The organism is Streptomyces sp. NBC_01261 (assembly GCF_036226385.1).
Taxonomy (GTDB): Bacteria; Actinomycetota; Actinomycetes; order Streptomycetales; family Streptomycetaceae; genus Streptomyces.
This window is the reverse complement of the sequence record NZ_CP108463.1, coordinates 9,253,486-9,269,918: the sequence shown is the minus strand read 5'-3', so window position 1 is coordinate 9,269,918 and position 16,433 is coordinate 9,253,486. Positions and strand designations below refer to the sequence as shown.

Below are 16,433 nucleotides of genomic sequence, written 5' to 3'. Positions count from 1 at the left end.
TCTGGAACTTGCCGTCCCTCGCGTATCGTGATCCCGGCCAGGACATCATGCACGCATGAACCACGCACTCGCCGCCGACTATATTCAGAGGCACCTTCCCGCTCTAGGCCTCGCCTTCGCGGCCCTCGTCCTCGTCGGCGTCCTGCTGTCCATCTTGAAGGACTCCGGCGCGACCACGCCCGATGACGATGACCAACGTTCGAAGCCCACCCGGTGGCAAGTCTTCCGCGCCGGACTCGGGGGCCTTGCCGGCGCCACCATCTTCGTCCTCCTCTTCTGGCAGGGACCATGGTGGTTCGATAGCCTCCATATCCGCAAAACCAAGCTCGGCCCCGCCGACGGCGTCGTCATCACAGGCTTCCGCACAGGCCTTGTCGCCCTCGCCGCCGGCCTCATCGCAGGCGCAGGCCTCTACTACACCCACAAAAAACACCAACTCGAACAACGACAGTTCAAACACGCCCAGAAACAGTTCACCGAAAGCCTGAAGCAGTTCGAGACAACCGTGATCGAAGCCCAAAGGCGCGATGCACGACAGGCCGACCTCACCCGAGAGGGGCAAGTCACAGGCCGCTACGTCGAAGCCATCAAGCTCCTGGCAAGTGAAGGCATTCACGAAAAACTGGGCGGTATTTACAGCCTCGAACGCATCATGAACGACTCGGAGCGAGACCGAAATACCATCGTCGAAGTACTAGCCGCCTTCGTCCGGCAGCGACTGAACGGAGACGCAAGCGAAATTCGGCAAGTTAGAGAGCAAGCTGAAATCTGGGCGATCGCAGAAGAACACGGCGAATCGATCGATCCCGAAGAGCCATCGATCCCCCATATACCTCTCGCAGAGGATATTCGAGCGGCCCTCAGCGTTCTCAGTCGTAACTGGACCGAAGGATCCCCGGGCTCAGATCTACGCAGCCTCAATTTGTACCACTGGGACGCCAGCGAGGCGCAACTCAGAGGAGCCTACATGTTTCAAGTATCCCTTAACGGCGTACAGCTAAACGGTGCATCACTTGAAAAGGCTCAACTGCGCGATGGCCAGCTATACGGAACAAACTTGCAAGCAGCGAACCTCACCGACACCGTACTGGTAGAGGCCACTTTGAGTTATAGCAACCTAGACGGAGCCCAGCTCGTGCGCACACAATTTCGCGAAGCCCATCTGGAGTTTTCCAAGGCACCCCGAGCCAATTTTACAGGCGCTGACCTGACAGCGGCATACTTGCAGGAATCCTTGCTTGTCGGCGCAACGTTCGAGGGGGCGACTTTCACAGGCGCCCGCCTACGGGATGCCAATCTGGAAAAGGCAGACCTGTCTACCTCGACTGGCCTGACAGTCGAGCAGATCTGCCGAGCGCGCATCTACAGCGACACCAAACTGCCCGCTGGCATCGCCGACCACCCATGGGTCAAGGACCGCATTGCGGTATGCGACGCAGCCAGAGCAAACCGCAAGCATCCACGGGAGTGGGAGAAGCCGGCCGAGCCCGGACCTCAGACCGCAACATGACAGTCAGGTGGCCGCGCCTGACAACCTCGTGGCCGCGCCAGGGCCGGCGGCTCCCTCTGGCGAGGTCGAGGGCATCTCGATGCTCTTCCGAGGCGCGTACGCCGTACTCCGTAACCCGTCCGGACACCGCGAAGTGTCGTTCGATGACCTAACCGAGGCAGCCATGACTGCAAGCCTGCTCATGCGGACGTTCGACTAGAGGGTCCACCAAGCCCACTATCGTCAACTGGTACGAAAGCACCGTTGCGGCACGCCTGATACTCCCGCTCCGCCGCCGGAACGGCAGGAACTCCTGAGCTGCTTCCCGTCGGCGGCCTTTAGTGATCACGGCCCCACGACGGCCGCCACCCCCGTGGAGTCAGGTGACCTTGGGAGTAGGGACTTTCGTAACGCTCATGGCGCCGCGCGTGGGGACGACCTGATCCTCGACACGAGGTAACGGGAGCCCGCTGGCGTGGTGCGGCGGGGCTTGTTTCAACCTGCCCAACCCATGTCGTACACCTCGGTGCCGTCGAGATACGCGGCGAACGAGATCCACGTCAGCGGTTGAACAGGGCGGTCCGGAAGGCCGGGTGACGACCGGCGCCGACGGGATACGGGAACCCACCCGGACCGCCCCCGCGCTGCGTGATCCGGCTGAAAGCACCGGCTGGCTCGTGCGAGCCGGTTGCTGCCGTACCGCATGACGCTGCAGCCCCCTACACTCGATCTCAGGCGCGGGGCCTAGGGCGGTCGGGGAACGACCGCTTATGAGTTCCAGGAGGACTCATGGCCCACGGCCGCGTCAACGCCGCCAAGTTCATCTCCAGGTACCTGCCCGAACCGCACGAGACGGAACTCGGCGCAGAGCCAGCGCACCAGCTACTCGCCACGGCCCACGCGGACTGGGTGTGCCCACCCTCAGGCCACCGCATCGGCTGGAACGACTGCTACTCGGCAGCCGACATCCTGCCGCTGACCCTCAAGGCCGACCTGTTCCTTGAGGGCGACGGTACCCCGCGCCGCATCCCAGCCCACCTCACAGGCGAACAGCATCAGCGCGCCGTTAAGGCCTGCGAACTCGCCGTACGAATCCGCCGCGAGGCGCCTCGCTGCACCCTCCACTGACACACCACGCGCGTACGCTCCGGGCACTGGACCGGTAGCACTGGATGTCAGGTGCCCTGCGAAACCTCCAACTCGCGGGGCACCACCCAGTCCTTGAAGCCGTCGCGCCGGCAGGTCAGCACCATCCGCACCGGCTTACCCGCCCACCGCTCACGCCACCGTTCAGCCCGGTCGTTTCCTTCGATCCACCGTGGCGGACGCGTGAGTTCAACACTGAACGGATGTCCTCGCCCAACGGCCATACCGAACGGCTCGACTGTCTTTCCGTTGATGTCCGCGCCATTCGCACCGTGCGTGAACCGGAGCGGACCCCACACCTGCGCATCTATCTCCTCCTGCGGCACACCGCCTGCGAGAGTCGACGTGTAGGACATGTCGTCGCTCTGCACGATCTCGATGCGGATCTCGTCCAGCTGACACAGGGCGAGTGGGCCCGCGAGGTGCACGTGGAGAGTGCCGCGATCGCCCTCCAGAGGCCCGAGGGTGAGAACGAACTGGGGCAGTAGGTCCGCGTGCCAGCGATCCTGCTCGATCCGCGCAACCGTATCCGCGGTGTTCGCCGACCGGTGCGCCGCCAGCCAAGCACCGGCAGCAGCCACCGCACTGAGCCCAGCGGCGGTAAGGGAGGTCGCATTGCCCCACGAGATGCTCATGCGCCGTGACGGTAGCGCCGCCGCTCCGCTCCCGCCCACCGAACGGCCATACGCGTCATCTCGTTGAACAGGCGGACCACTGAGGGGCCGTCAGCGCAGCCGTGTGGCTGTGACGACGGCATGCCGCGATGTACCCGCCAGCACCTCGGCCACGAGCCCCGAAGCGACCGTCCCATACGCGTCGCCGCCAGCCGTACGCGCCCGCCGTGACGGCCCCGACACCGCGATGTACTCCGACACCCGGGCCGCGAGCGGAGCCGTCAGCGTCTGCGTGAGCGCAATACGGCCGCCCGGCAACCGCACCACCAGCCCACGCGGACGCGCCACCGGTCCGGTGAAGCCGACGACGTCCGCATCGACCGTCTCCGCGTGCCTCACCTTCCGCCAGGAGCTCGACCGTCCCGCCCGATACGGAGAGCCCGCCGGCTTGGCCACCACACCCTCGACCCCCGTGTCCTGGAGCGTGTCGCACCAGGCCTGCGCGACCTCCCGGTCGTCCGTCGCCGACACCACCTGAATCGGCGACGGCCGCGACAACGACTCCAGAACCTCCAGAAGGAGACCGCGCCTCTCCGTGTACGGCCGCGCCCGGACGTCCCCCGACGGCAGCGACAGCACGTCCCACACAGAACCGTGCGGGTTCGAGGATTCCCCAACGCGCTCCGGAGGGAACCCATGCGCTTATGGGTTCAGGGACACGGTCAGCAACCGGTTCACGTGGTGCAACCGAGGGCTGATCAGCGGTTGCGCTGACGGCTGGTGAACCCGAGTACAGCCAATACCGGGACGATGAAGCCAGTTGCTGTGGCAGCATCCGCGCGCCCCAGCCCGATTAAGACTCCGCCGAAGGTGAGACACGCTACGACGATGGCAACAGTGCGCCAATCGGGCGGCGCTTGGTGTGGACCAGGCTCGTCGGGTTCGGGCATGACAGTCATCCTCCGCAGTCGAGACAGGGCAGCACTGTGAGAAGGCAGGGGAGTCAGTCGAGACCTGACTCGATCCGTGCGAGAACGGGTGCATGTACCAGGATGGATAGCGCGTACGCGAGGCGCGCCCTTGCGCTCGTGGTGGCGTGAAGTTCTGCGGCCCACTCGGCGAGCCAGGTCTCACGTGTGTCCTCAGGCAACAGCCAAGCCGCCAGACGAAGCACTCCTTCGACACGAAGTGGTCGGGGCGTCGTGTCAGCAGGCGACAGGTCGTTGGGAGGCCAGCCACGTGCGGGTTCGTAGTCGAAGACTGCAACGCCTATTCGCTGGGTAAGCTCCGAGAATTCCGAATAGCGTTGCGCCAGTGACGCCATTCCCTCCTCTGCGGTACGCACGCAGATGAGTTCAGCGAGATCGGCCATCACCTTCCATGCGCGGCTTTCCGCATCGTGTGAAAGGTCGCAGCCGATAAGACCAGCGACTTCATTAAGCTGGCTGACTATTGCTTTTCTTTGAAGGCGGCCGCCGACTTCTTCATTCCATGAGCGGAATATTTCGACGGTTCGCTCAAGCTCTGATATTTCTGATTCGCCAAGAGCGTCACCGTATTCGATCGTCTCGGTAGCGGGTTCTAGCGCCAGACTGTCATATTCTGCAACGAAGGCCAGCGGCGGAATTCCATCTCCCGAATAGGAACCGCGTCGGTTAGCCATTAGATCTGCACCGGTAAGGGCACATAGGGCCCTGGCCGCGATACGATGATCGTGGCCGCTATTTTGATGCCACCTGTAGGGGTGAGGCGGGCGTTGCCTCAACTCGTTCAGGCTGACTTCGCGGCCCAAGCGTTGACCTAGGGTGCTTGCGAGTGCGGTTCCGAGGGAGTCGGACGGCGGGCGCTTGCCCCGCTGCCAGGCCTCCACTTGCTGTGTCGTGCAGTTGACCTGTGAGGCCAATTGGCTTGCATTCCAGCCGCTAAGAAGAAGTAGTTCGGCAAAACGTGTCCTCTTTCGAGGCATTTACGCCTCCTGCGGCTTGGCGCGGCCAAACGGTTTTGAAGGTGCGCCTTGCTCGTTCAGGTGAATCTCTGCGAGAGTTAGACGGGCGTTTACGAGGCCATCTGGCGTTAGATGATAGTAGCGTCGTCGAGGGCGGCCCTCTGCTTCACATGTGACGTCGTCTTCCCAGTGGCGTTGCACCCAACCGGCCTTCTCTAGGCGTGCCAGAATCGGGTAGAGGGTCCCACTCGCCAAGCCGGTGACATTCATAAGGTCCAAGCCGTACCGATCGGCAAGCGGGTCATCCACGAAGGCGCGCAGAACTGCTTGAGTCTGAGCGCTAATTTTAGGTTGACTGTTCACCATGCCAGCAGTCTACCTATGTAGAGCGCATGCGTAATAGCTGACGAAGGCCACTTTAGATAGCACCTTTATTGCGCAGGCGTCTATCTTGGATGGCGTACGATCATCGGACCCTGGGGAGGGCTTTGTCTGGGTGCGCGGTCTGTACGTACTTCACGGCGACGCTGGGGTGGATGCCGAAGAGACGGACGAGGTGGACCGGGTCGGCGGTCTGCTGTGCCTCGTAGAGGATGCGGTCGGCCCACACCTGGCGGGGCAGCAGCCCGATCTGGTCGAAGGCGGTTCTGCGCGCGCAGTAGCTGATCGGCGGGGATGCTGGGTGACGGTAGGTCTGGGCGGTGATGAGCAGATGCGGGTTGGTGGCCTGCGGCCAGTGCCGCCGGCGTTCGCGCAGCCAGTCGGCCACAAGGCCGGTGCTCAACTCGTCGAGATAGACGGTGTGGACGTGCTCGCCCCGCAGAACCGCGAGGGTCCGTTGGGCGAGGTCGGCGTCGGCAAGGCCAAGCCGAGCGACCTCCACAGCGCGCACGGCATGGATGGCGACCAGTCCGACGATGAGGCGGGCGGCGGCGCCGTCGAGCCGGTCGAGCGCGCCTGCCAGCCGGTCGCTGGGCAGCGGTAGCGGCAGGTGAGTACCGGCGGGCAGTTGCAGTCCGGCGGTGGGGTTGCGGAAGATCAGCCTTTCCTGCTTCAGGGCGCGGAAGATGCTGCGCAGTGCGGTGAGCAGCTCGCGTGCCGGACCGCCGGGGTATTTGGCGAGTTCCGTCTGTGCGTGGTCGGTGGTGACCTGCCGCAGGTCCATTCCGGCTGCTTCCCACGAGGTGAGGGCAGGCGAGGCGGTCCGCAGGTAGCGGCGGATGCGGGAGTAGTCGGCCGCCGCATGCTGATAGCGGCCTTGCCCGCGCATGACCGTCGCCCACGCTCGCAGTTGCTCGGCCATCGGCTCGGGAAACCGGGCGATCCGCTCCTGCAGGGCCCGGTCGTCGTGCCGGTCGCGTCGCTCCATGCTCAGATCCGGGACAGGTGAAGGGACTTGGCGCCGGACGTCGGTGAGCAGTTGGGCCGGAGTCTCGGAGAGCGCGTCCGGCTCCAGGAGGGCACGCTCGTCGAGGAAGTCGATTACCCTGCGGGTCGCGGCGGTGCCGGCCGGCACCGCCCCGGCCAGGGAGCGCACATCCCGCTCGGGGATCGCCGCATGCGGCCCCAGCCGGTCCAGCAAAGCATGCAAAACGACGGCCGCACTGCCCGGCACGCTGCGTTTGTCGGTGAGCCAGGCACGTGGATAGGCGGCAGTGAACGCGTCGAGTAACTCCTGTGCCGACGGTGGCAGCGAGGACAGCGTCGTGGCGACGTGCTGCTCGCGTCGCCAGACGCGGGGCATCGAAAACAGCGTCAGCTGCCCCCGGCCAACGGGTGCCCGTACCTCAGCCGCAGCATGGCCATCCGCGGCGGCCAAGATTCGGGCCTGTGCGAGGCAGCGCATGACGGGGCCGGACCGGTTGTGCACGACGAAGCCGAGTTCCCCGGCTCGTCGCTTGAGCTGATGCGCGAGCGGACCGGCGAAAGCGAGCTGGGTGAAGGGCAGCCCCCTCGTGTCGGGACCGCATTCACGCACGTAGGCCAGGCAGCCGCGACACAGGCTCTCCTCGCCGTGCACGGGCAGTTCGTCGCGTCGGCACCGTGGACACCAGCTCACCGGATAACGATCGGGGTTGTGCCACCACTCCCTGCAGCCCCGGCATCGCGCCGTGGAAATGCCCCAGCTTGCACAGTCCGAGCACGCCCCCACCGGCCACGGCGGGGGCGGCGGCGCCGTGCGGGCCCGCAGCATCCCGGCCTGGGCGAGGATTTCGGCCGCAGCCGCCTTCAGGGGCAACCGCACCTGGTCAAGCATCTCCTGCGCGACCAGGGCCTCGCCTTCGGCGTCCCGGATCGCCAGCGCGCAGCGGATCAACCGCATCACCATCTTCCTCCACGTTGGCGTGAGACCCGCCCTCGCCGCGCGCTGTTCGGCGAGCGCGTTCAAGATTGCCTCCTCGGGCCATGTCCGGGCGCTGATCCGCTGGGCATGGGCGCGCTCGATGCGCCGCCGGACCGGAAACAGTGTCTGCTGCCCGCACGTCACCCTGGGACAGATCCGCGGGTCATCGATGAGGCGTTTCACCTCGTGCGGTCCCCAGTGGGGAGTGGTTCCGCCGCGCGGGCGCGGTAGGTTACGTGCGCCCTGCCGTCCCAGTCCCAGCACATACAGGTGCAGTTGGGCCCCGCCCGGGAAGACGGTGTCTACGCCGGACTGGATGTCCTCGCGGGTCGCGATCACGCATGGGCGGCACAACCCGTCGCCGTCCACGTGCCCGATCCGGCGACACCGCGCGCAATTCGCCGCCGACGGACGGTGCTTGAGCCAGTTGAAGCAGCTCCAGCACAGCCCCTCGCGCAGACGGGGCACGCCCCAGTCCAGACACAGCGCGCACTGCCGCACCACGGCCGTGCCCACCATTGTCAGTTCGGTGGCCGCAGTCGGCGCGGACCATCCCGGCGCGGTACCGGACGTACTGGCCCCTCCTCGCCGCCGACCGCCCATTCCTGTTCCTCCTGGCCCGTGGCGGCAGCCACCGGCTCGGCTTCCATCAGGTCGGCCACCGTGCACTGCAACGCCGCGCAGATCTTGTCCAGATCGTCCAGCCGCACCGTCACCGGAGTGCCGCCCCACAAGGCAGCGACCTTGCTGAGCGACGGTGTGAACCCCACCGTCGCGAACACCGCCTGCAGATCGACCGGCCGCCAGATGTCGCGCTTGGCCGCTGCCCAGCGCAGATTCCACTTCACCGCAGGCTCCCCCTGTCCGCGATCAGCCGCTGACCGGCCCGCGTTGCCGACGACCGCCAGCGGTCCGCCTGCTCGGGATCGGCCTGGGCCGTCGCTAATGGTGGAGTCGGGTATTGGAACTGCCCGAATGCCTCAGCCGGTGCGGACCCACGTCGTGAAGTCATCGGCGAGTCCGGGCGGGTTGGCGGCCTCAGTCCGGCGAGCGATCCCCTCGTAGTACTCCAGCTCGTGGAGAACCACGGGCACCGGCTTGCCGATGGCGCTCTTGATGACGCCATCGTTGTGGAGGTCGCGAGCGAGCTGAACGCATGCCTGGTTGAAGTTGGCCTCGATCAGCGCGGCGGTCGGACCCACGGTTGTCATCCAGTCCTCAGGGTGCGTGCACTCGTCGTCGTACCAAAGTCCGAGTTCAGTGATCCACTGACGGCGTGCTGTGGCTCCGTGAGGGTCTCGGCTGAGGTCGCCGATGACCGTGAGCTCGTTCTGGAGCCAGAAGGCATAGTTCCAACGGGCTTCCGCCTCGTCGGAGGCGTCCGCGATGCTGCGTCGGAACTGAACTTCGGTGTTGTATCCGATGGTCAAGGTGGGCTGTCGAGGGTCGTCCCTCTCGTTGTCGATGAAGAACGAGATGACGTAGATGTCCTCTGCCTCGGCCACTGAGATCGAGCTGATCGCTCGCTCGCCAAGGGTTCGGAGGTGGTCCTGGAAGGTCACGGGGCTGGAGCCTTTCGAATGCGATTGCTGACGTCGGCGGCGTAAGCGGCCCAGTCACCGGCGGCGGCTCGCTGCCATTTGACGGCGACGGTGATGTCGATGCCGAGGGTGCGGGCAAGGACCGCGGCGGGCAGCTCGGTGGCGAGCTGGAACAGGGCGGTCGACCGGGTCTCGGCAAGCCGGATGCCGAGTTTGCGGAGTCGTTCGCCCATGGCCCAGACGCTGATCGGGCGGCCGGGCTGGCCGCCGGGGAAGAGCCAGGGTGAGTCTGTCCGGGCGAGGACCGCATGGCTCCGGCGAACCGCGACCTGGTGGAGGGCGAGTTCAGCAACCGGGCCGGGCAAGTCGACGGGGACGGCGCCGAGGTGGAGGCGGACGGCTCCGTCGGTCTCCTCGATGTGGTCGACGGTGAGCCGGGAGATCGCCGCGGGCCACTGGGCATAGAGGAGCAACAGCAGGCCGGCGAGACGGTCTTCGGACTTGAGGGTGTCGTCGTGCAGCAGACGGCGGGCGGTGGCCCAGCGGGCCTCGTCGTCCATCGCCTGGGAGGGGCCGTTCCATCTGACGGCCGGGAAGCTGAGATCGCGTGCGATCTTCTGGGCGAGAGCCCAGCGCACGAAGTGGCCCGCCTCTCTGCGGTGACGGACGTCGTCGCTGGTCATCCAGCGTTCAAGGTCGGCCTGACGGCAGGTCGCGAGTGTCAGCCCGTGGCCGTCGAGCCAGTCGAGGAGATGGACGGCTGCCCGCAGATGCTGGCGGACGACGGTGAGCTGAGTGTGCGTGATGTCGTTGCCGCGGCTGCGTCGGCGAAGCCGTCGCAGGAGGTGCCAGGTCGCGTACCGGTGCAGGATTTTGCGTCCCTCGGCGGTGGTGTGGGAGGCGACGAGATCGTTCACGTGCCGTTCCAGGCGGACCATCTGCTCGTCCCGCTGGGGCAGCGTGCCGGTAGCAACGAGCACGCTTCGGATGTGCTCGACGACCTTGCCCGCCGGGAGTTCGTCCAGGGCCTCGTGCGTCAGGGGTCGACGGCCGGATCCGAGATCGGACAGAACGGTGGAGACAATGCCGCCGGAGAGCCAGCGCATCGCCGTGCCGGCCCGTTCCGTCTCGGCCAGGGCGCTGTTGAGGGCCTGCAGTTTCGAGGGTATGGAGCCCGAGTCGTCGGCGAGAAGCTCGTGGAGCCGTTGCTTGAGAGTGCAGCGAGGGCACGGGCCGGCGGCTCGCAGTCGTTCCGCTTCCCCGCAGGAGGGACATGGGCGCCAGAGCTCGGTGTCTGGTGCGGTGCAGGGGCCGCAGACCGGTGCGTCGTCGGTCCCGGAGTGGATGCCTCGAAGCCGTCCGCATGCGGTGCAGTGAGCCTGGCGTCGGTCGCAGCCGCCGCAGCGGGGCAGGCCGGTCAGACGGGAGTGGGTGCCGGGTGCGGTGCGGCCGCAGATCGAGCAGACGAGGACGGGCAGGGGGCAACAGTTCGAGCAGAGAGGACCGCTGGAGGTGCGGTTCTGTACTCGCTTCCGCTTTCCGCAGTTGATGCAGACCTCGACGTTCGCGGGGTCGTTGACCAAGCAGTTCGGACACAGCGGGCGCCCCTGGTCGTCGCGAGTGGCCGGCTCGCGGCGGGCTCCGCAGCGTACGCATTCTTCGACGCGGGACTTGGCGATGCAGTTGCGGCAGACCCGCTGACCGTCGAGCGGCTTGTCGATACGAACCACCCGGTGGCAGCGAGGGCAGGACGGTCGGACGATCCCGGCGACACCGGCCTCGTGCAGAAGGTCGATGAACCTCAAGATGGCGCGATGCGGGGCGAGGTGGGCCTCGCCGGTCAGCAGGCGAGGGTTCTCCTCCAGGGCCCAGACCACTCGCTGGCGATAGTGGGGACGGTGGGGCGCCGACCGGCGCAGAGCCTGGGTGACCGCGTCGCGGTCGGCGCCCGGGGCGATCGTGTTGATCACCGTGTGAACGACCGTGGCCGGGTCACGGTCATCGTGGTCGGGACACATCGAACAGCGCGGCAGGCCCTTGCGATCCCGGAACGTGACGCGCCGGGTGTTGCCGCAGGCGGCGCACTCGGTGGTCTCCTTGATGCAGACCGAGCAGTACCAGTCCTGGCCCTGCCGCTGGAGGCTTCGCAGCCCCTTCCCGCAGTCCGTGCAGACCGGTGGCGAGATCGCCGAGGCGCCGGCCTTGCGGAGGGCGATGAGGAGATCGCCGACGGCCCGTGGCGCCGGGGACCGGCCATCGGTCAGGACGGCGGGGCGCGTCGCCAGGAACTTGGCCAGGTTCCGTGACTTTGCGCGGCCGCCCGCGACCGCGGTGGCCACGGTCCGGATGGTCTCGGAGCCGAGTTCGCTCTCGGCATCCGCGACCAGGTCCGTGATCAGGCCGATCGGGTCCGCGACGGAGCGGTCGACAGAGTCGGTGGTGGTCACGGCCGGTCAACGCCCTTGATCCGGGCCCGCTTTGGCCGCAGTCCGCCGAGTCCTTCCGTGTCGGGGGCTGTGCCGCCGACAGCTGCCTTCTTCGGCTTCTTCACGGCCCCGACCACCGCGATGGGCTCGATGAGGTCGTCCATGGTGCAGTCCAGGATGTCGAGCAGGGCCATGAGGATCTTCAGGCTCAGTCGCTCAGGTCGCTCGACGACGAGCCGGTAGACCTGGCTCGAGGACAGCGCGATACCGCGCTCGGCAAGCGGAGGGATAAGGTCGGTGGTGGAGAACATCCCGCGGTCGGCCATGACTTTGCGCAGGTGCCAGTGGTAGTCGAGCTTGGCGGCCATCGCCGGATCCCTCCTGTCAGGCTCCGGCGAACGCCGGGGCCAGTGCCTTGTGCAGGGAAGTGTTCATGAAGTCGTCGCTGACGTGCGTGTAGATGGCCAGGGAGCTGTCGCTCTCGTGGCCGACCTGCTGCTGGATGAAGCGGCGGTCCACCCCGTCCTCGGTCAGGTGCGTGACGTACGAGTGCCTCAAGGAGTGAGGGACCAGCTCTTTCGGCAGGCCAAGGGCGTCGCGGTATGCCTCGAACCGGTCGTTGATCGAGCCGGGCCGCAGGCGTCCACCGCGTTCGGTGATCCACAGAGCGGGGTGGTCGGGGAATCCGAAGCGCGGACGGACGTTCTCGACGTAGTCGGCGACTGCCTCGACGGCCCAGTCCATCACCGACAAGACGTTCCGGCGCCTCGGAGGCTGGCCCTTCTTGGCCTTGCCGTAGCGGACGTTGAGCGTGCCGTACCGGCCGAACTGCCGGGCCTGCGGGTTGCGCCCGAAGTCGACCACATCGAGCTTGGAGGTCTCGGTCCGGCGAAGTCCCCACCCGTAGATCACCTTGAAGAGGGTGGCGTCGCGGTAGGCCGCCAGGGCGCCCTTGCGTTTCGCCCGTAGCGCTCGTTCGACCTGGTCGTCGGCATAGTCGAGTAAGAGCTGCAGCTGTTCCCGGGTGAACGGCTTCGCCTCCGGGTCGCCCTCGTAATCGTTGAGGTGGGCGATGGTGTTCCACTCGTGACAGACCGCCACCGGGAAGGTGCCGAAGGCTTCCTCGCAGGCAGGGCCCCATCCGTAGCGGCCGTCGATGAGGAACTCGCTGAACAGTCGCACGGTGCCCTGGTAGCTGCGGATCGTCGACGGTGCCAGATGCTTCTCGCTGGTCAATGAGACCGACCACTCGTCGATGTGGGCCGGCGTCCACTGCCACGGGTAGTCGTTCGCGAACTCCAGGAACCGGCGTATGAGCCGTTCCCGCGGATCGATCGTGTCGTCCTTCAGCCCCCGCGACTTCTGCTGAGCACGCCAGCCCCGCAGCATCGCGTCGAACATCGCGTCCTCGGGACGCAGTTGGACCACCCCGGAGACGAGCTCCAGATGAGCCGCCCCGGCCAGGGCCACCTTGCGCTGATGCACCACTCCAGACCATCCCTTCTGGAGGGCAGATCATGCATTAGAAGGGATCAGCTCGGCAACATGCCTGGTCAGACCGCTAGGTCGTAGTAGCCTCGGAGTCCTTCAAGCCCTCGCCGTGACCTGGCGACCTGCGGCTTCTCGCCCATCTGACGCAATTCCCGAGGGTTCAGGTAATTGACCGTCGTAGTCGTCCAGGTATGTCCGAGCATTCGTTGTACCTCCCACAACGTCATCCCGCGCTCGTAGTTGTGGGTCGCGCACGCATGCCGCAGCAGATGCGGGAACAACTCGGTCACAGGCCCCGGCAGATATAGCTGCGACGCCGTCTTCAGCGCCCGGCGGAACGTCGATGGGACGATCGCCGGCGCGATCGGCATGTTCAGCGCCGCCACGGGTTTCGGCAGCCGTTCGGAGGGAAACAGTGGCGCCGCCGGATGCTCCGGGTCGTCCCGGAACATCCCCCGCACCTCCTCCACGTACCACCACAGCAGTTCACGGCCCTGCTCGAACAGGAATGCTTCCCGCGGCCGGGGCCCGGACCCGCGGGCGCCCTTGCCCTGGACCACGAAGCGGCCCCACTGCCCCGACTCCCAGTGCACGTCTCCCATCGCCACGCCGCACAGTTCCGCCGCCCGTACCCCGGACAGGTAGGCGATCTTCGCCATCACGTAGTCCCGGCATGCCACCGCTTCCTTGCGGGACTGCGGCAAAACGGTGCGCCAGGCGGCGAAGAACTCCCGCATCGCCCGCGGCGAGGGCGGCACCCGTAGCCCGAAGTCCCCTCGGTGGCGCGGCCGGTTGAACGGGTCGACCGGCGATTCCACGACGGCCCCGTACAGCCGATGGATCTCCCCGGCGTACCTCTGCTCCAGGAACGCGAAGTACGCGTCGATCTTGTTGATCTTCGCGAGGACCGTTGAGCGGGCCCTCTTGCCTGGCCCGGCGAAGTACCGGTCCAACGCCGTCGGCGTGAGTTGCCACGGAACGACGTCATAGTGCTCGCACAACTCGATCACCGGCTTGACCAACTGGTCGATCGATGCGGGCATCAGCCCGGCCGCGTCCCGTGCCCACTGATACTCCGCGAGCGTGTCGAAGAAGTACGACCGCTCATCCGCATGGCCCGAACGGCTCCGGTAGGTGTGGAGAGAGAAGACCTCCGCCAGACCGACCGCGTCACGTCCCGCTGTCAGAGAACGGGTTCCGGATTCCCCCATGAACCAGCAGATTACGAAAGGCGCTCGCGGAATCTGCGAGTGATTGCAGGAATCTCACACCCACGAGGGACGCTTCGAACATGGGTCTCCTACCTGCCGACTTGGTCTCATCACCCCCGTGATGACCAACAGGGAACCCGTGCGTACTCCAGTTATCAGTTCCCTATTGAACTGGCTTGTTGAAGCCGATCTGAAGGGGTGCTGGATGGCAGGGGTTCGTGTGTGTTCTGGGTACGGCAGGACGCGGTGCTGGGTGCTGTGAGACGGGGACTCTTGGAGGGGGGCCGAGCTACCGGCCCGGCAGGGGACGTCGTCCCCTTTCGCGGGCGAGGCCATCGGTCAGCCGTCGGGCCAGACGCGGAGCGGTGATGTTGTAGGAGAGGTCAGCCTCAGTCAACAAATGATCTGGCGGCGGCGAGGACCTGCGGAAACCTGTTCTCGGCCAGCGCCTCGGCTGGTGAGCTGTCGTCGAGGAGCGGATTCATCCCAATGAACCAAGCGCACATCGTTTCCTCGTTGACTTGATCTTTGAGGATCTCGCGAACATGGAATGCGTGACGGAGTCGAGCAGCGGCCTCCTGGCGGGGCATGCTCCTACCTCGCGACCAACGCCCCACGGTCTTGGGGTCGGCAACACCGGCAATGAAGGCCGTGAGCTTCTGTCCGAACGCGTCCTGCAGCGCTCGGGCCACCTCACCTATGGCGGTCTTCATAGCGACCTCATGGGCGTGCTTCTCCTCGGTCACCCCGCCCCCTCCTTGGATGCGCGGACCTACGTGGCGGGTCCCAGGAGCCCTCGGGGTTTGGCCCCAAGGTTGGCCCCCTAGTTTGCCACCTGAATCGCCGCCTTGTCTGCCCCCAGTTTCCACCCGATACCAAAAGGGAACAAATCGCCCCCCGGGCCGGTCGTACATAGACTGATCTTGCGATGAGCCCCGCCCGCCCACGCGAGGTGGACCATGAGCGAACCGACGCTCCAACTGGCCCAGCCAAACCAACGACTCTCGCGAGTCGCTTGGACGAATCACCCACTGAGGCCAAGCCGAGGAGATCCGAACAAGTTGGCCCTAGCCGACGCCGGCAATCGCTTCGACAGTCCGGTCGCTGACTTTGGGGTGCTCTACTGCGGCACGGGGCTTCAGTGCTGTTTCGGCGAAATCCTCGCGGATTTTCGACCCAGTCCGAAGGTGCTCGCGCTGACGGCGGGCGACCGCCGGTTCAAGGCGGCTGGCACAGTGCCCCAGGGCTGGCGAGAAGACCATGTGAGCCTGCAGATCGAGATCACAGACATCCGACCCTTCGTGGATGTCGAAGCGGGCGAGACGCACGCGATCCTCACCCCAGAGCTCGCCTCCGTGCTTGTCGACCTGGGCATCGGCCACCTGAACGTTGCCTCTGTCCGCGGTCCAGATCGGCGACTGACCCGCGCCCTTGCCCAGTGGGTACACGATCAGCGGGACGCCGCAGGAAAGGGGCTCTACGCGGGCATCCGCTACCTCTCGAAGCACGACACTCAGTGGGAATGCTGGGCCGTTTTCGATGACGCGAGCTACACCATGCACAGCCAGGACAACATCGCCCGCGACGATGCAGCACTCCAGGCCGTCGCAGACCGCTTCGGTCTTCTCGTCTACTGAGCCCCAGAGCGCACCAGATGACGCCGACACGCTGGAATTGACAGGGAAAATCAGGTAGGCGGGGTGTGCGGTCGCGGCCTGGAGGGCGCCCGGGCCGCGGCGGCGGGCGCGGCGCTGGAGTTCGCCGAAGTGCAGGCGTCCTTCGTGCGGGACGACGAGTTCGCCGTCGAGCACAACCTCCTCGCCGAGGTCGGCCGCGGCGGCGGCGATGTCGGGGAAGGCTCCGGTGAGATCGGAGCCCTGGCGGGACTGAAGCATGACCAGGCCCCGCCGCGCGAAGAGGATGGTCCTGAAGCCGTCCGCCTTCGCCTCCATGATCATTTCCCCTTGCAGCGCCCCGGCCGGAGGCAGCTGTCGTCGTGCCGCAGCGAGCATCGGCTGGATCGGCGGTGTCAGGGCCATACCGTCACCTCTACGCCTTGAGACACCTGCGCGCGCTGAGCCCTTCGCCCCACAGGTCCCGGGTTCAGGAGGACGACGGCGAGGTACGCCGCTGCCGGGCCTGACGGGGGACGACGGCCGCGCTGGTGCGCAGGGCCTCATCTTCGAGCGGCAGTTGGCGGCGCACGAAGCGCTGTCACGCAGGGTA

At 66.2% G+C, this 16,433-nt stretch carries 14 protein-coding genes and 2 pseudogenes; 3 read left to right on the top strand and 13 right to left on the bottom strand.

Annotation, left to right across the window (positions count from 1 at the left end):
• Positions 1 to 55 precede the first annotated feature (55 nt).
• Positions 56 to 1,510 carry a pentapeptide repeat-containing protein gene (locus OG226_RS41270; protein ID WP_329351856.1) on the top strand — a complete coding sequence of 485 codons (1,455 nt, stop codon included), beginning with the start codon at positions 56 to 58 and terminating at the stop codon, positions 1,508 to 1,510.
• Between the two features lie 768 nt (positions 1,511 to 2,278).
• Entirely contained in the window at positions 2,279 to 2,617 is a 339-nt protein-coding gene (locus OG226_RS41265; RefSeq protein WP_329351854.1) for a hypothetical protein, read from the top strand.
• A 47-nt stretch (positions 2,618 to 2,664) separates the two neighbouring features.
• Here the strand turns inward: OG226_RS41265 and OG226_RS41260 are convergent, their stop codons facing one another.
• The 12 genes and pseudogenes from OG226_RS41260 to OG226_RS41205 form a co-directional block, all read right to left on the bottom strand.
• On the bottom strand, positions 2,665 to 3,270 hold the full coding sequence (locus OG226_RS41260; protein WP_329351853.1) for a hypothetical protein: 606 nt from the start codon (positions 3,268 to 3,270) through the stop codon (positions 2,665 to 2,667).
• A 90-nt stretch (positions 3,271 to 3,360) separates the two neighbouring features.
• Positions 3,361 to 3,909, bottom strand: a pseudogene (locus tag OG226_RS41255) (ATP-dependent DNA ligase); the annotation flags it as partial.
• Between the two features lie 343 nt (positions 3,910 to 4,252).
• Complete coding sequence (locus OG226_RS41250) at positions 4,253 to 4,912, bottom strand: hypothetical protein (RefSeq protein ID WP_329351852.1); 660 nt, start codon at positions 4,910 to 4,912, stop codon at positions 4,253 to 4,255.
• 303 nt (positions 4,913 to 5,215) lie between these two features.
• Positions 5,216 to 5,464 (bottom strand): PadR family transcriptional regulator, encoded by a 249-nt coding sequence (locus OG226_RS41245; protein WP_329353662.1) that lies wholly within the window; start codon positions 5,462 to 5,464, stop codon positions 5,216 to 5,218.
• 196 nt (positions 5,465 to 5,660) lie between these two features.
• Positions 5,661 to 8,057 carry a hypothetical protein gene (locus OG226_RS41240; RefSeq protein WP_329351850.1) on the bottom strand — a complete coding sequence of 799 codons (2,397 nt, stop codon included), beginning with the start codon at positions 8,055 to 8,057 and terminating at the stop codon, positions 5,661 to 5,663.
• Between the two features lie 2 nt (positions 8,058 to 8,059).
• On the bottom strand, positions 8,060 to 8,386 hold the full coding sequence (locus tag OG226_RS41235) for a helix-turn-helix domain-containing protein (RefSeq protein ID WP_329351848.1): 327 nt from the start codon (positions 8,384 to 8,386) through the stop codon (positions 8,060 to 8,062).
• Positions 8,387 to 8,518: 132 nt separating this feature from the next.
• On the bottom strand, positions 8,519 to 9,100 hold the full coding sequence (locus OG226_RS41230) for a hypothetical protein (protein WP_329351846.1): 582 nt from the start codon (positions 9,098 to 9,100) through the stop codon (positions 8,519 to 8,521).
• Entirely contained in the window at positions 9,097 to 11,526 is a 2,430-nt protein-coding gene (locus OG226_RS41225; protein WP_329351845.1) for a site-specific integrase, read from the bottom strand. Before OG226_RS41225 ends, OG226_RS41230 begins: the two co-directional genes overlap by 4 nt.
• Complete coding sequence (locus tag OG226_RS41220; RefSeq protein WP_329351844.1) at positions 11,523 to 11,873, bottom strand: helix-turn-helix domain-containing protein; 351 nt, start codon at positions 11,871 to 11,873, stop codon at positions 11,523 to 11,525. The genes OG226_RS41225 and OG226_RS41220 overlap by 4 nt, the downstream gene beginning before the upstream one ends.
• Before the next feature lie 16 nt (positions 11,874 to 11,889).
• Positions 11,890 to 12,993, bottom strand: a complete 1,104-nt coding sequence (locus OG226_RS41215; RefSeq protein ID WP_329351843.1) for a tyrosine-type recombinase/integrase — start codon at positions 12,991 to 12,993, stop codon at positions 11,890 to 11,892.
• A gap of 65 nt (positions 12,994 to 13,058) precedes the next feature.
• A complete protein-coding gene (locus OG226_RS41210; protein WP_329351841.1) occupies positions 13,059 to 14,207 on the bottom strand; it encodes a tyrosine-type recombinase/integrase in 1,149 nt (382 codons plus the stop codon).
• Positions 14,208 to 14,596: 389 nt separating this feature from the next.
• The gene (locus tag OG226_RS41205; protein WP_329351839.1) at positions 14,597 to 14,953 is read right to left on the bottom strand and encodes an XRE family transcriptional regulator; all 357 of its coding nucleotides are present in this window, start codon (positions 14,951 to 14,953) and stop codon (positions 14,597 to 14,599) included.
• Between the two features lie 213 nt (positions 14,954 to 15,166).
• Here OG226_RS41205 and OG226_RS51710 point away from each other — a divergent pair, with 213 nt between their 5' ends.
• Complete coding sequence (locus tag OG226_RS51710; protein WP_443067024.1) at positions 15,167 to 15,844, top strand: RES family NAD+ phosphorylase; 678 nt, start codon at positions 15,167 to 15,169, stop codon at positions 15,842 to 15,844.
• 57 nt (positions 15,845 to 15,901) lie between these two features.
• Here the strand turns inward: OG226_RS51710 and OG226_RS51705 are convergent.
• Positions 15,902 to 16,219: pseudogene (locus OG226_RS51705) on the bottom strand (ATP-dependent DNA ligase); the annotation flags it as partial.
• Between the last annotated feature and the right edge of the window lie 214 nt (positions 16,220 to 16,433).